The following is a 14732-nucleotide window of genomic DNA, read 5'->3' on the forward strand; positions in this document are numbered from 1 at the left end:
AGAATCGGAAACGATCAGCCCTGTGTTTCATCTGCGGAACAGGGCCGTTGAGCGCCGATGGATCTTTCTCACAGCCGCGGATCATCTCCGCGCCAGCGCGGAATGCGCACGCTTCCGAATGCCACGGGATCTGGCCGGTCGATCCCGATCCGCATGTGACGAACCTGTCCGGCCGTCAGCTTTGGCATTTCCGGGGCGGGGTACCGGTGGCGGCCGAGATAAACGGAATCCGCATCGCCGCGGATGACGCGCGGATCGCCCAGATCGGCATCCGGCGGGACACCCAAGCCCGCCCCTATCCAGCGCGTTTCACCCACGCACCGGCAACCGGCGAGATCCTGCGCAACCCCGCAACCGCCGAGGAGCCGGCCACGCTCGACATCGACCGCGGCAGCTTGAGCGAGCTTCCTCTGCCGAGCGGCGTGCCGGTGCTGCTCCGGGCCGGGCGCCCGGCCGCGCTCTACCTGTTTCAGGAAAACCTGGGCGCCTTGGACACCTGGGACGGCCAGACGTTCCTGCCCATCGGCCGTCTGCCCGCCGCTGCACCGCGAACCACGCCGACAGCGTCTCACGCGGGGATCGCCTATACCACCGTCGACGCGCTGGTCTCGGCAGGACTTCCGCAACTCGGTCCCCGCCTCGCCTCCGGCGAAGCGGGCCTGCCGCGCCTGCGCTTTCTCTCCGCTCCGGGCTGGGACGGGATCGACCTCCTCGCCCTGGCCGAACGGGACGGGCGGCTCATCCTGTGCCGCGGCACGGTCGGCTCGGACGCCCTCGCCCTGCTGGACCTCGACAGGTCCGTGTCCGGAAGCCGGTTCTCAGGTCCCTGGACAAACCGCCTGGGCGACATGTTCTGGACTGGACCCGACGGGTTCGTCGCGTTCCGGGCGGGCGGCGCAGGCGCGGCTTTCGTTGCTTGGCCGGACGGCTTCGCGCCGATAACCGCGCAGGCGCCGTGGCGCGACCGGGCCGACCAGCACCACCAGCTCGGCATCCTGGAGGGTCGCTACCACCTCGCCGCAGTGACGCCGGACCGGACGCTCCGCCCCCTCGACGGGCCGCGCCTCGCCGCCGGACCCGTCGCCTACTGGGGCGCGGACCGCTTCGACCTGCCCTGGCAGCCGCCGGCCGAGACGCTCACGCTCGGAGCGCATGCGGGCGCTCTCCTCGTTCCGCTGCTGGCCTTGCCCCGCGATACCGTGCTTCTCGCCCTGGACATCGACGCTCCGCGCGCCGGATTCCTCCAGAGCGCCGCTCTCCGCGAACCGGTGATCGGCCACGTCCTGCACCACGCCCACGGGGTTGGCCTTCACCGCCTTCCGATCACCCTGGAGGTGGCGTCACGCGGCGACGCCGACGCGCTCCTGCACGACAACGCGCTGTACCTCTGGACCCGGTCCGGGCGCAGCTGCCACGCGCTGCGGCTTCAGACGGCCTGAGGTCGCTTCTGACCCGCGCGGCGCTCGCGCTGCTCGTCCTCTGGTCGCCCCCGGTCCAGGCCGCCGCCCATCAGCTCGTGCTCATTCAGGATTCCGGATGGATGGAGCCGTTCCTGAGCGCCGAGGGCTCGCAATTCCGGCCCTTCGTTGAGGCACTGGCGGCCGCCATCCGCGTGCCGGAGGGCACGATCGCGATCGGGACCTTCGACCAGGACGGTCAGGTTCCCGGGCGCAGGTCGCCGCGCATCCTGCACAAGATGCGCAAATAGGCGCCGCCGGGCTCGGGCCGCACCGCCGTGACGGCCCTGTTCTCGCTGAACTACTCGGCGCTGAGTCGAGCCGTGCTCGCCACACGCGGGAGTCTGGACTTCGAGGAAGCCGCCGCTCAGGCCGGCCTCGACAAGGTCGCGGCCTTCTTCGGGGTCGCCCGGGGCGAGGCCGAGCGCCACCTCCCGACCGTCGATCCGGCGGCCTTCGCGACCGACGCCCTGCTGCGCCTTCTGGATCGGACGCCGCCGGCCCCGCCGGAGGAGACGGCGATGCGGTTCTATCTCTATCGCGACGCGGTGACGGGGCCGTTCCCGCTCTCCGCGCTCGTCGGCATGGCGCGTTCGGGCGCCCTGCGGGCGGACACGCCGATCCATCCGCTCGGGGGAGCGTGGATGCCGGCCGGCGGCCAGCCCGAGCTGGCGCCGCTCTTCGTGCCGGCGCCGCCGGACCTGTGACGTCCCGCTCAGCCGGCCATGGCCCTCCGCTGGGCGCGCGCCGCTCGGACCGCCAGGCGGGCGAACCGTCCGTCGACGTGCGACGGGTCGGGATCCTGCCCGGCCAGGATCGTGCGGCGCAGGGCGACCAGCGCGGGATCGCCCCAGGCGTCGAGTACCAGCGCGAACGCCGCGTGGCGTCCGGCATCGAACGGGATCGGCCGACCGGGCCGGTCCCGGGCCGGATGCGCCGGTTGGAGCGCGCCGCAGGGCACCCAGCCCTGCGGGATCGGCGCGGTGGCCGCATGGGTCCGTCCGAGCCGCAGCAGCTGCGGCAGGACGTGGCTCTGCGGTCCGGACCCCGCTTCGGCCGGATCGGGCCCCGGGGCGAAGACCTCGATGCGCCCGCAGCGCGTGATGAAGACCCGATCCGGGTGCGCCGCGAGCGACCGCAGGATTCCCGCATCGCCGGACGCCAGGAGCGGCCGGCCCGCCAGCGCCCGAAGCCTACCGATGCCTTCGGGATCGGCCACCCGCAGGCAGGCATCCACGGCGCGCAGGCCGAGGCCGAGGTCGAACAGGGACGCGGCGCGGTCCTGCGGCCGGATTGCCGCCGCATCGGGCCCCAGCTCGGTCAGTACGGTGCGCCCGCCCATGGCACAGGCCGCTTCGGGGAGGCAGAGCGCGACCGCTTGGCTCCAGCCGCCGTTGAAACCGGTCTCGTAGGCGAACGGCCTGAGATCCGGCGGCATCACGAGGGCGAGGGCGCCCCGGGCCGTGACGATGCCGATCCCCCCATCCTCGAGGGGCCGGGCCGCCTCGTCAGGGTCCCGCGCGAAGACGGCGCCGGCTCCGTAGCTGCCGAGGCTCCACGTGCAGGCCGGATCGGCCATTTGGGCCCGCAGCAGGGTCTCCACCGCGGATCCCGGTCCGGCCGTCATCGGCTCCTCGCACGCACGCCACCGCAGCGGGCACGCCTTGACACGGACGGCGAATGACCGGAAGTCGCGGGGCATCACCGAGGTTGTGGTCGGCAAGGCGGGCGCGCGGCCCGGAACGACCGATGCGGAGACGTCCGCTGGACCTCGCGACGGGATCCGCAAGAAGGGCGCTGGCATGGACGTCATCGAGACCGAGATCCCGGACGTGAAGCGCATCGCGGTGAAGCGCTTCGGCGATACGCGGGGCTGGTTCTCCGAGACGTTCCGGGCCGACGCCCTGGCGCGGGTCGGCATCACGACGCCGTTCGTACAGGACAACCAGTCCTTCTCGGCGCCGCAGGGCACGATCCGCGGTCTGCACTTCCAGATCGCGCCCCGGGCCCAGGCCAAGCTGATCCGCGTGCTCCAGGGCGCGATCCTCGACGTCGCGGTCGACATCCGCAGCGGGTCGCCGACCTACGGAAAATACGTCGCCGTCACCCTCGACGCCGAGACGGGCGATCAGCTCTACATCCCGCACGGCTTCGCCCACGGCTTCTGCACCCTGACCCCCGACGTCATGGTCGCCTACAAGGTCGACGAATACTACAGCCCCGAGCACGACCGGGCGCTCGCCTGGAACGATCCCGAAGTCGGGATCCCGTGGCCGGTCTCGGGCGAGGCGGCGATCCTGTCCGACAAGGATCGCCGCGCCCCGCGCCTCGCCGATCTCGGACAAGTCTTCTGAGCCGCGCGGCCCGGCCGCAATTTCGTCACGCCGGCCAGTCTTACGCTGCCCGGCTATTCCGTTTCTGACCTATCCGAAGAGGTGACACGCCATGCGCATCCTGGTGACCGGAGGCTGCGGCTTCATCGGCTCGGCGCTGGTGCTGCACCTCGTCAACGATCTCGGCCACGACGTCTGCACCCTCGACGCGATGACCTATGCGGCCAACCCGGTCTCGCTGGCGCCGCTCGCCGACGACCCGCGCCATCGCCTGGTCGAGGCCGACATCTGCGACCGCGCCGCCGTGCAGAAGGCCTTTGCCGACTTCAAGCCGCAGGCGGTGATGCATCTGGCCGCCGAGAGCCACGTCGACCGCTCGATCACCGATCCGGGCGCCTTCGTGCGCACCAACGTCATCGGCACGCAGACCATGCTGGATGGGGCGCGGGGCTATTACGAAGCCCTGCCGGAGGCGGACAAAAAGAGCTTCCGGTTCCTCCACGTCTCCACCGACGAGGTCTACGGCTCGCTTCCGCCGGACGCGTTCTTCACCGAGGAGAGCCGCTACGATCCGCGCTCGCCCTACTCGGCCTCGAAGGCGGCCTCCGACCACCTCGCCCGCGCCTGGCACGAGACCTACGGCCTGCCGGTGCTGGTGACCAACTGCTCGAACAATTACGGGCCGCGGCACTTCCCCGAGAAGCTGATCCCGCTGATGATCCTGAACGCCCTGGAGGGGAAGAAGCTGCCGGTCTACGGCGACGGCCTGAACGAGCGCGACTGGATCCACGTGGAGGATCACGCCAAGGGCCTCGTCGCCGTTCTGGAGCGCGGCCGGATCGGCGAGACCTACCTGCTCGGCGGCCGGGCGGTGCGCAACAACCTCGCGGTGGTGAAGGCGCTGTGCGCGGCCTTCGACCGGCTGCGTCCGCAGAACGCCCCGCACGAGCAGTTGATCAGCTTCGTGGCCGACCGCCCGGGCCATGACCGGCGCTACGCCATCGACTGCACCAAGGCCGAGGCCGAACTCGGCTGGCGCCCGCAGAAGACCTTCGAGCAGGCGCTGGAGGAGACCGTCGCGTGGTACCTCGCCAACGAGGGCTGGTGGCGCCCGATCCGCGAGGGCCGGTACAAGGGCGAGCGCCTGGGACTGAACGGCTGATGGACATCCTCGTCCTCGGGGGCGCGGGCCAGGTCGGCACCGAGCTGCAGGCCCTGTCCTGGCCGGATGGCGTCCGCGTGCACGCACCGGGCCGCGCGGATCTCGACATCACCGACGCGGACGCCGTCGCGGCGGCGCTCGCCGCGCGCGACTACCGGGCGGTGATCAACACCGCCGCCTACACGGCCGTCGACAAGGCCGAGTCCGATGTGGTCGCGGCGTGGCGCCTCAACGCGCTCGCGCCGGCGATCCTGGCGGCCGCCACGGCGGCGCAATCCATCCCGCTGGTCCACGTCTCGACCGACTACGTCTTCGCCGGCACGAAGCGCGACGGGGCCTACGCGCCCGACGCACCGATCGACCCGCAGAGCGTCTACGGCGCCAGCAAGGCCGCCGGCGAGCTGGCGGTGCGCACCGGCAATCCGCGCCACGCCGTCGTCCGCACCGCCTGGGTGGTGAGCCCGCACAGGGGCAACTTCGTCAAGACGATGCTGCGGCTCGCGGCCGAGCGCGATGCCCTGACCGTCGTCGACGACCAGCACGGCTGCCCGACCTCGGCCGCCGACCTCGCCGCCGCCCTCGCGACGATCGCGCAGCGCATGGCCGGGGATGCGGACGCTCCCACTGGCACGTTCCACTGCGTGAACGCCGGCGACACCACATGGTGCGGCTTCGCCGAAGCGATCGTGGCGGGCTCGGCCCGCCGCGGCGGCCGCTCGGTGCCGGTCAAGGGCATCCCGACTTCCGCCTATCCGACACCGGCCCGGCGGCCGGCCAATTCGCGCCTGTCCACCGACAGCCTCACGGCCGCTTACGGCATCGCGCCGCGGGCCTGGCAGGCGGCGCTCGACGATATCCTGGACCGGCTCGTCGGGCCGGTTTCAGAGGGAGTTTCCAAGCCATGAAGGGCATTGTTCTGGCCGGCGGATCCGGCACGCGCCTGCACCCGGCCACGCTGTCGATCAACAAGCAGCTCCTGCCGGTCTACGACAAGCCGATGATCTACTACCCGGTCTCGGTGCTGATGCTGGCCGGCATCCGCGAGATCCTGATCATCTCGTCGCCGGAGCACCTCGACAATTACAAGCGCCTGTTCGGCACCGGCGAGCAGTTCGGGCTGAAATTCTCCTACGCGCTGCAGCCGCGGCCGGAAGGCCTCGCCCAGGCCTTCGTGATCGGGCGCGACTTCGTGGGCGACGACGACGTGGCGCTGATCCTCGGCGACAACCTGTTCTTCGGCGCCGGCATGGGCGAACTCCTGGATCGCGCCGCCGCGCGCAAGCAGGGCGCGACCGTCTTTGCCTACCACGTCGACAACCCGCAGGCTTACGGCGTGGTCAACCTCGACAAGGCGGGCCGCCCGACCAAGATCGTCGAGAAGCCGCAGAACCCGGAATCCACCTGGGCGGTGACCGGCCTGTACTTCTACGACAATCAGGTGCTCGACATCGCCGCCGACGTGAAGCCCTCGGCCCGCGGCGAGCTGGAGATCACCAGCGTCAACGAGGCCTACCTGCAACGCGGGCAACTGCACGTGGAGCGCATGTCGCGCGGCTATGCGTGGCTCGACACCGGGACCCACGACAGCCTGCTGGAGGCGAGCGAGTTCGTGCGCACCCTGCAGCACCGCCAGGGCCTGCAGGTCGCCTGCCTGGAGGAGATCGCCTACCTCCAGCACTTCATCTCCCGCGACCAGCTCGTGGCTCGGGGCGAGATGTTCGCCAAGACCGCCTACGGCCAGAACCTGCTGCGGCTCGCCCGCGAGAGCGAGGACGACCTGCGGCTGCGTCGCGGCAAGTAGCCGGAGTGCCCTCGGTCGGACGCGCCTCCTATTTCGGAGCGCATCCGATGCAGATGCCCCGCATGATCCGATCGTTCTGCGCCTCGTTCGGCGTGAGCGTGCGCCGGTCGTCGGGCGTCGCCGCGCCGGCCCCCCGGCTCGGCGGCATCACACGGCCGAGGGAGGAGGTGTTCGGCGCGGTCGCCGTCGAGGCGGGACCGCCGCCGGTGCCGGTCTGAGCCTGCGCCGCCGCGGCGCTGGCCGCCAGGATTGGCAGGAAGATCGCGAGGCCGAGGGTGGTGAGCGGTCGGGTCATCTGTCTGGAACTCCGTGCCGGGCCATAACGCGGGTGTGACCATCCGGTTCGACCCCACGGGCCGATCCCTACCTTTGTTCGCCTTTGCAGAACCGATGCGGCGCCGTATCAGGAGCCGCGTTCCCGCAGCCGACATTCTGAAGCGTCGAAACCCGGAGCCGCCGCGACGATGCGGGACCCCAACGCGATCGACTTCTGGCGCGGCTTCGCCCTGATCACGATCTTCATCAACCACATCCCCGGCAACACCTTCGAGCGCTACACCTTTTCGCAATACGGCATCTCGGACGCGGCCGAGCTGTTCGTGTTCCTCGCGGGCTGGTCGATCGGCATCGCCACACGGGGTCGCGACGGCAACCCCGAGCCGCCCGGACGGAGCGTGGTGCGGCTGCTGGCCCGCACCGTCGAGGTCTACCGGGCGCAGCTCACCGTCATGCTGCTGGCGCTGGCGATCATCGCGGGCGCGGCGCTGCTGCTCGACAACCCGCTCATCCTCGAATGGCACAATGCCGGCGGCTTCTTTGCGGACCCGATCCAATCGGTCTGCGGCATGGCGCTGCTGACCTACCAGCTCGGCTACTTCAACATCCTGCCGCTCTACGTGCTGCTGATCGGCATCGCGCCCGTCTTCGTGCTCGTCGGGCGCGTCAGCCTGCTCGCGGCCCTGGCGCTCTCCGTGGGCGTGTATCTCGCCAGCCTCATTTTCGGCTGGAACCTTCCGTCCTGGCCGGGGGAAGGGGACTGGTTCTTCGATCCGTTCTGCTGGCAGCTTCTGCTCGTACTCGGCTTCGTGCTTCAGGGCTGGAACCTGCGCTCCGATATCCTGCGCCGCTGGGCGCGACGCCTGTTTCCGATGGGCGTCGTCATCGTTCTCCTCGGGATCCTGCTCGCGGTGACGGAGATCCGCCCGGATCCGATGCTCGTTCCGGAGCCGCGCCTGCTCTTCACGTTCGAGAAGACCTACCTCACACCGGCCCGGCTGCTTCATTTCTTGGGGGTATTGTTAGCGTTTGCGCCCCTTTACAGGGTACTCGCCCCCCGAATCGGTCGCATTGTCGGTTATCTAACTCAGATGGGCCGGAACTCGCTGGCTGTCTTCTCGATGGGTTCGATCCTGAGCCTGATCGGGCAGCTCGTGCGTTTCCAGACTGGCGGCGGCGTGCTGATCGATATGCTGGTCGCCGGCTCGGGCCTCGTCGGGCTGGGGTTTACGGCATGGTTCGTCGAATGGCGCAGCCGCAGCAGATCGTCGCGACCGCGGACATGATGCGGGCGGGATATCCTGTGCGCCCATCCCGGGCCGTCCGGACCGGTGCCGCCGGCGGGCTCGCCCCGGCGCTGGCCACCTGGATCCTGACGGCCAGCCTGTGGGGCATTCCGGGCGGATCGGCCGCGGCGGAGCAGCCCACCATTCCAGCCCCGGGCGATCCAACCCTCTCCTTGGAGTGCCGGGTTCCCGGCGCACAATTGTACACCGTGGCCCAGCTCGGCGCCGTCAAGGCGGCGCTGGCGGAGAACCGCCCGCTCAAGATCCTGGCGATCGGCGGCAGCGCGGCGCCCGGGGCGTCCGCCTCCTATCCGGCCAAGCTCGAAGCCGCCCTGGAGCACGCTCTGCCGAAGGTCGACGTGACGATCGACCATCGCGGCCTTCCGGGCGAGATCGCCTCCGGGGCCGCCGAGCGCCTGCGGACCATGGTGGCCGAGGCCGAGCCCGACCTCGTGGTCTGGCAGGTCGGCACACACGATGCCATCGCCCGCGTCGACGTGGACGCCTTCGCGAGCGCGCTGGCCGAGGCCGTCGGCTGGATCCGCTCTCACGAAATCGACGTGGTGCTGGTCGACCCGATCTATACCGCAAGCATGGCGGCCGACGTCGACTACAACCGGATCGTCGAGGCGGTCCGCACCGTCGCGACCCAGCAGGGCGTGCCGCTCGTGCGACGCTACGAGGCGCTGCATTACCTGTCGAGCCGCACGGACAAGGGCGAGGGGCACATGCTCGGCCGCCAGTTTCGGCTCAACGATCTCGGGTTGCGGTGCATGGCCGAGCATGTCGCCCTGACGATCGCAACCTCCCTGATGCGGACCGAGACGCCGAAGGAACCCAAGGCGGCCCCGGCCCAGCCGCCCTTAACCGAGCCGCAACGCGCCCCGGGCTAGACCGGACGGCCAGAGATCGGCCTCCCGCCGAGTTCAGGACGGGCGCGGAGCGCGTAGTGTCAGCCACGGCTCTCCCTCTCCGCGCGTTCCGGCACCTCCGGGCTCTGAAGACCGGTCCCCAGCGGGCGGCCCTCACGGTCTTCGCGATCCGCGTGGGGGCAGCCGGCTTCGCCTACGGCGCCCAGGTGCTCGCGGCCCGGATGATGGGCTGGGACGCCTACGGGATCTTCGCCTCGGTCTGGGTCTGGACCGCGATGCTCGGCCATACCCTGACCCTTGGCCTGTCGCAGGGCGCCTGCCGCTTCGTGCCGGGCGATCAGGCGCAGGGCGATCTCGACCTCGCGCGGGGCTATATCCGGGCCGGCGCCCTGGTGACCGGCGGTGCGGCCCTCGCCATCGCGGGGCTCGGTGCGGCCCTGCTGATGCTCGAACCGGACCTGTTCGCCCCGGCCTACTGGGCCCCGATCGCGGTCGCGCTCGGCGTGATGCCGCTCTTCGCGCTCCAGGATTACCTCGAGGGCGTGGCCCGCAGCCAGAACTGGGTCGGGCTCGCCATCGCGCCGCCCTACCTCCTGCGCCAGACCCTGATGATGGGCTGCATGATCGCGGCGATCCTGCTCGGCGCGCCGCCCCGCGCCGAGGTGGCGATGGCCTGCATGCTGATCGCCGCCGCCGGCGCCACGGGCCTGCAGGCTGCCCTGCTCGCCGCGCGGCTTCGGCGGAGTCTGCCGGCCGGGCCGCACCGCTACCGGTGGCGGGCTTGGCTGGGGACGAGCCTGCCGATCGCCGCCATCGACCTCGCCAATGCCGGCTTCACCTTCGTCGACGTCATCGTGCTCGGTGCCCTGGTGAGCCCGGCGGAGGTCGGGGTCTACTTCGCGGCGACGCGGATCCAGCAATTCGTCGTGTTCGTCCACTACGCCGTCAGCGCGGCGACGCTCCAGCGCTACAGCGCCGCCCAGGCACAGGCCAACCGCTTCCTGCTCGCCGAGCTGGTCCGCCGCCAGGGCCGCATGACGGCAGCCGCGACGCTCGTGGTCGGCGGCGCGATCCTGGCCGTCAGCCCCCTGCTGCTCGCCATGTTCGGCCCGGGACTCGGCGCCAGCGTGCCGATCCTGTGCATCCTGATCGCCGGCAGCGTCGGAGCGAGCCTGTTCGGGCCGGGAGAGGACCTCCTCACCATGCTGGGCGGCGAGCGGCTCTGTGCCGGCATCACCGTGGGGAGCCTCGTCGCCGCCGCAGGTCTGTGCCTCGCCCTGGTCCCGGCCTTCGGGACGCTCGGCGCCGCCATGGCGGTGGCGCTCGCGACCATGGGCCGGGCCGCCCTTCTGGCCCGGGCCGCCGGGCGGATCCACGGGCTGCCGACCCCGGTCTGGGCCGCCGGGATGGCCCGATGACCGCGGCGCCCCCCCTCCGCGCGCCCTCCGACGTCGCGTTCGCGCTGACCGACGCACCGGATCCCGTCGCCTGGGATGCACTGGTCGCAGCGAGCACCGCCCCGCATCCGCATTTCGCGCGGCACGTGATCGATGCCCATCGGGCCGCAGGACTCCTGTCGGCCGCTCTGCGCTATGTCACGGTCCGCCAGGGAGACCGGCTCGTGGCGCTGCTGCCGTATGCGCCGACCCGCGACCTGTGCGGCCTCGGCAGCCGGATCCTGCGGCCGTTCCTCTCCCCCTACGTGACCGCCACCGCGCCGCTGATCGCCGACGGCCCGGACCGGACGGCCCATGCGCGGGCGCTGGTGGCCGGCCTCGAGGCGGCTTCCGGCGGCCGGGCGTGGCGCTGGCCTCTGCTGCCGACCGGAGAAGGCGCCGTGCCGGACATGCTGGCGGAAATGCGCCGGCGCGGCTGGGCGATCGGCACGGTGGCGGCCTTCGACCGGCCGGTCATGGACCGGCGCGCCGACCAAGCGGCGTTCCTCGCCGATCATCCCAACCGGGCGCGCTTCAAGGATCTGCGCCGCCGGGCGCGCCGTCTGGCGGAGAGCGGCGCCGTCGCCCATGTGAGCGCCGCGGACGGACCGGACCTCGCCCGCCTCGTTGCGGCATTTCTCGACCTGGAGCGCATCGGCTGGAAGGGAAAGGCCGGCACCGCCATGGCCTGCCGCCCGGAGAGCGCCGCGCTCGCCCGCGCCCTGTTCACGGCGACACCGGGCCCGGTCGGCGTCCGGGCCGATGCGCTGACCCTCGACGGGCGGCCGATTGCCGTCAGCCTGGCCCTCGTCACCGGCGGCACCGCGACCCTGCTGAAGACCGCCTACGACGAAGGCCTGCGCAGCCACGCCCCGGGCCTCCTGCTGGAAGCCGAGATCGTGCGGGCCTGCCACGAGACCGGCTTCGCCGAACGCCTCGACTCGGCGACGTTGGACGGTTCGGCTCTGGAAAGCCTCTACCGCGACCGGACCCCGATCGCCGAGATTATCGCCGTTCCGCCCGGTCGGCAGGTGATCTCCCTGGAGCGGCGCCTCCGGCTCGCCCGATTCGAGCGGGACGCGCGCGCCGCCGCCAAGCGGGCGCTGCGGCGGCGCTAGATCGGCGCGGCGCAGGTCGCACCCACGGGCGCCCTGCGGAGATTTGCGAGCGCGATCTCCGGTCATCCGCCCCGGGAAGGCCGGTGACGGCGCCCGTGCTCCGCGCGCAGGCCGGCCCGGCGGCGTGTCCGAGCCAGGGCGCCAGGGCGAACTGCGCGTTGCCCGCGACCGCATCGGTCGTATTCTCCATTTCCGGTCCGCCGCACGGACCACCTGCCGGGCGACCACCGGACCGGCCCTGGGGTTTGGCGCCGGGTGGCCATGCCGCGGGAGGACCGGCAGCCGGGCCGCTCGGAACCGCGGCCCGGTCGCGTCGGGCGATCAGCGCGGAGGGGGCATCATGGACGACTGGAAAGCGGGGCTCCGGGCGGAACTGCGGGCGATCGACATCGCTACCGGCGACGCGGCTTCGGCGCAGCTGCCGGACCTGCTGCGACGCCTGAGCCGACATCAAGCCGGGCTGGGTCGCAACCCTATCCTGTCCCTCTATCGCCAATGGCGCATCCGGAGCCTGGCGCGGGCCGTGGCGGACGCGCGCTGGCACGTGGAACAGGGGCGCCGCGCGCGCCTCAGCGGTCTCGATTCGCGGTCGTGAGAGGGTGCGGTCAGGCCGCGGCGGATCGGCCGGCCGCGCCGCGACCCGACCGCGGCGTCTCACTCAGGGTCTTCAACCCGGGGCCGGCCGCCGCGAGGGGGACCGGCGGATCCAAACGGTCGGCCGGCACGGCCGGCAGGCGCACGAGGACGATCGTGCCCACCGTTTCCTCGGAACGGATCCGAAGCGAACCGCCATGCAGCTCGACCATCGAGCGGGTGATGGCGAGGCCCAAACCCGATCCCTTGTGGCTGCGTGTCATTTGCGTCTCGACCTGGGTGAAGGGCCGGCCGAGCCGGTCGAGATCGGAGCGCGGAATGCCGATGCCGTTGTCCTCGATGTACAGATGCGTGCACGCCCCGGCACGGCGCGCGCGCACCGCGACGCGCCCGCCGGCGGGCGTGAACTTCACGGCGTTCTGCAGGAGGTTGGCGAGGATCTGCCGGATCGCCTGCGGATCGGCCAGCAGGTCCAGCCCGGACGTCACGTCAACGCTGACGGTGATCGCCTTCTCGCGGGCGGCCGGCTCGACCGGGGCGAGCGCAGCCGTGATGGCGGCCTCCGCCGAGATCGCCTTCGGGATCAGCCGCACCCGCCGGGCCTCGAGGCGGGCCATGTCGAGGATGTCGTCGATCATGGACAGCAGATGCGAGCCGCTCTCGCGGATGTCGCGGCAATATTCGGTGTAGCGCGGGGTGCCGAGCGGGCCGAGCACGGCATTCTCCATCACGTCGGCAAAGCCGATGATGGCGTTGAGCGGCGTGCGCAGTTCGTGGCTCATATTGGCCAGGAATTCGGCCTTGGCCTGGTTCGCGGCCTCGGCGACCGCCTTCTGGTCGAGATAGCGCTCGGCGAGGTCGGCGAGCTGCTGGGTCTGAAGCTCGAGGGTCCGGCGGGACCGTTTGAGGTCCTTCACGGTCTCGATCAGTTCGCGCTCGGACGCGAGGAGCTGCTCCTGATTGCGCTTCAGGCTGGTGATATCGGTCCCAACCGAGACGTAGCCCCCATCCTTGGTGCGCCGTTCGCTGATCTGCAGCCAGCGGCCATCGGTGAGTTCGGCCTCGAAGGTCCGGGCCGCCATGCTGGTCAACGCCATGCCCGCCTCGGGTGATTCCCGACGGACCTGAGGCAGCACGCCGCGACCCATCACGTCCGTGTAGCTTCGCCCGGCCTGCGCATCCTCCGGGCTCAGGGCGTGGAGGTGGCGGAACTTGGAATTGCACAGGACCAGCCGATTGCCGGTATCCCAGAGCACGAACGCCTCCGAGATCGCCTCGACGGCGTCGCGCAGGCGCATGTCGGCCGCCGCGTTGGTCTCTTCGAGGGCCCGCTGTTCGCTGATGTCGGTGGCGATGCCGACGAGGTGGCGGCCACCATCGGCGGCGTCGGCCACGACCTCGGCCCGGGCACGCAGCCAGACATAGGCCCCGTCGGCGCCGCGCATCCGGAAGGCGTGGTCGATATGCGTCTGATTGGCGGCGAGCCCCCGGGCGAGGCTGTACAGGTCGCCATCATCGGGATGGACCAAGCCGTTGACGTCGCCGAACGAGAGATACTCGTTTTGTCGCCGGTAGCCGAGCAGCGTGTACATCGAGTCGGACCAGTAGATCCGGCCCCGGGCGATGTCCCAGTCCCACAGCCCACAGGCACCCCGGCGCAGGGCGGTCTCGAGGCGACCGCGGATCTGCTCGCGGGCGCGGTCGGCCCGGGCCGCCTGACGGGTCTGCAGCCCGTAGGCCAGTCCGACGCCGACGATCACGAGGGCGGCGGCGGCGATCAGGACGATCTGGTCGCGGGTGCGGGCGCTCCAGCCACGCAGCAGCGGCTCGATGGGCTGCAGCACCGCCACCTGGCCCGCGCCGCCCGGGAGGCTGTGCATGGCAGCGAGCACGCTCTCGCCCCCGGGGAGTTCGAGGGCCATGGCGCCTGCGCGCTCGCCGAGGCCGGAGAGCGGCTCGCTGTCGCCGAGGACGGCGGCGAGCGTCGTCCGGTCGGCGGGCAGCGGCGGATGGGCGGCGAGAATGCGGGTGTCGGGGCGGACCACCAGCAGGCGGCGGCCGGGATGCCGTTCGCTCTCCGGCATCAGCGCCCGCAGGTCCTCCGCGACGGTACCGGTCGGGTCCACCGCCCGGGCGGCCAGACGGGCGAAGCCTTCGACCTCGGCCCGGGCACCCGCCAGGATCTCGGCCCGCTGGCCCTGGATGTGAAGCGCCGCGAGCCCGACGAGGCAGGCCAGGAACACCGCCAGCGTCCCCGGCACGGCGTAGCGCAGCCAGCGTTCGGCTTGGCCGAGCCGCGGATCCCGGGTCCGCATCGGCCAGGAGATCGTGAGATTCGAATCCGCACGCGCGGAGAAGGAAGCGGAAGCCGCCTCCGGCATGGCCGAACCTCACCCG

General features: G+C 71.4%; 15 protein-coding genes. 12 read left to right on the top strand and 3 right to left on the bottom strand.

Translation table 11 applies throughout. From position 1 onward, the window contains the following. Nucleotides 1-155 precede the first annotated feature (155 nt). From GGQ91_RS25235 to GGQ91_RS25245, 3 genes are all read left to right on the top strand, one after another. Complete coding sequence (locus GGQ91_RS25235) at nucleotides 156-1439, top strand: hypothetical protein (protein WP_343066861.1); 1284 nt, start codon at nucleotides 156-158, stop codon at nucleotides 1437-1439. A 101-nt stretch (nucleotides 1440-1540) separates the two neighbouring features. Further along, nucleotides 1541-1708, top strand: coding sequence for a hypothetical protein (locus GGQ91_RS25240; protein ID WP_182593115.1), 168 nt, complete (start codon nucleotides 1541-1543; stop codon nucleotides 1706-1708). Nucleotides 1709-1735: 27 nt separating this feature from the next. Beyond that, entirely contained in the window at nucleotides 1736-2164 is a 429-nt protein-coding gene (locus tag GGQ91_RS25245; protein ID WP_182593116.1) for a DUF4339 domain-containing protein, read from the top strand. Between the two features lie 8 nt (nucleotides 2165-2172). Here GGQ91_RS25245 and GGQ91_RS25250 read toward each other — a convergent pair whose 3' ends face one another. Beyond that, on the bottom strand, nucleotides 2173-3084 hold the full coding sequence (locus tag GGQ91_RS25250; RefSeq protein ID WP_182593117.1) for a DUF6925 family protein: 912 nt from the start codon (nucleotides 3082-3084) through the stop codon (nucleotides 2173-2175). A 175-nt stretch (nucleotides 3085-3259) separates the two neighbouring features. Here GGQ91_RS25250 and rfbC point away from each other — a divergent pair, with 175 nt between their 5' ends. The 4 genes from rfbC to rfbA all read left to right on the top strand — a co-directional run bounded on the left by rfbC (nucleotide 3260) and on the right by rfbA (nucleotide 6753). Further along, a complete protein-coding gene (gene rfbC / locus GGQ91_RS25255; RefSeq protein WP_043345777.1) occupies nucleotides 3260-3811 on the top strand; it encodes a dTDP-4-dehydrorhamnose 3,5-epimerase in 552 nt (183 codons plus the stop codon). 91 nt (nucleotides 3812-3902) lie between these two features. Beyond that, nucleotides 3903-4952, top strand: coding sequence for a dTDP-glucose 4,6-dehydratase (gene rfbB / locus GGQ91_RS25260; protein WP_043345764.1), 1050 nt, complete (start codon nucleotides 3903-3905; stop codon nucleotides 4950-4952). Further along, complete coding sequence (gene rfbD, locus GGQ91_RS25265) at nucleotides 4952-5857, top strand: dTDP-4-dehydrorhamnose reductase (RefSeq protein WP_182593118.1); 906 nt, start codon at nucleotides 4952-4954, stop codon at nucleotides 5855-5857. Before rfbB ends, rfbD begins: the two co-directional genes overlap by 1 nt. Continuing rightward, complete coding sequence (rfbA, locus tag GGQ91_RS25270) at nucleotides 5854-6753, top strand: glucose-1-phosphate thymidylyltransferase RfbA (protein WP_043384277.1); 900 nt, start codon at nucleotides 5854-5856, stop codon at nucleotides 6751-6753. Before rfbD ends, rfbA begins: the two co-directional genes overlap by 4 nt. Before the next feature lie 28 nt (nucleotides 6754-6781). Here the strand turns inward: rfbA and GGQ91_RS25275 are convergent, their stop codons facing one another. After that, nucleotides 6782-7048 (bottom strand): hypothetical protein, encoded by a 267-nt coding sequence (locus GGQ91_RS25275; RefSeq protein ID WP_051044598.1) that lies wholly within the window; start codon nucleotides 7046-7048, stop codon nucleotides 6782-6784. Between the two features lie 169 nt (nucleotides 7049-7217). Between GGQ91_RS25275 and GGQ91_RS25280 the strand changes: the two genes are divergently transcribed. The 5 genes from GGQ91_RS25280 to GGQ91_RS25300 all read left to right on the top strand — a co-directional run bounded on the left by GGQ91_RS25280 (nucleotide 7218) and on the right by GGQ91_RS25300 (nucleotide 12336). Next, nucleotides 7218-8315: an OpgC family protein gene (locus GGQ91_RS25280; RefSeq protein WP_182593119.1), complete on the top strand. Its 1098-nt coding sequence runs from the start codon at nucleotides 7218-7220 to the stop codon at nucleotides 8313-8315. Next, entirely contained in the window at nucleotides 8276-9208 is a 933-nt protein-coding gene (locus GGQ91_RS25285; protein ID WP_051976117.1) for an SGNH/GDSL hydrolase family protein, read from the top strand. Before GGQ91_RS25280 ends, GGQ91_RS25285 begins: the two co-directional genes overlap by 40 nt. A 56-nt stretch (nucleotides 9209-9264) precedes the next feature. Beyond that, nucleotides 9265-10605 carry a lipopolysaccharide biosynthesis protein gene (locus GGQ91_RS25290; RefSeq protein WP_179696690.1) on the top strand — a complete coding sequence of 447 codons (1341 nt, stop codon included), beginning with the start codon at nucleotides 9265-9267 and terminating at the stop codon, nucleotides 10603-10605. Beyond that, nucleotides 10602-11741 (top strand): GNAT family N-acetyltransferase, encoded by a 1140-nt coding sequence (locus tag GGQ91_RS25295; protein WP_182593120.1) that lies wholly within the window; start codon nucleotides 10602-10604, stop codon nucleotides 11739-11741. Before GGQ91_RS25290 ends, GGQ91_RS25295 begins: the two co-directional genes overlap by 4 nt. A gap of 340 nt (nucleotides 11742-12081) precedes the next feature. Further along, nucleotides 12082-12336, top strand: a complete 255-nt coding sequence (locus GGQ91_RS25300; RefSeq protein WP_182593121.1) for a hypothetical protein — start codon at nucleotides 12082-12084, stop codon at nucleotides 12334-12336. A 10-nt stretch (nucleotides 12337-12346) separates the two neighbouring features. Here the strand turns inward: GGQ91_RS25300 and GGQ91_RS25305 are convergent, their stop codons facing one another. Further along, on the bottom strand, nucleotides 12347-14716 hold the full coding sequence (locus GGQ91_RS25305; RefSeq protein ID WP_043384266.1) for a PAS domain-containing sensor histidine kinase: 2370 nt from the start codon (nucleotides 14714-14716) through the stop codon (nucleotides 12347-12349). Between the last annotated feature and the right edge of the window lie 16 nt (nucleotides 14717-14732).

This window comes from Methylobacterium fujisawaense, assembly GCF_014138435.1.
In the GTDB taxonomy this organism is placed as follows: domain Bacteria; phylum Pseudomonadota; class Alphaproteobacteria; order Rhizobiales; family Beijerinckiaceae; genus Methylobacterium; species Methylobacterium fujisawaense.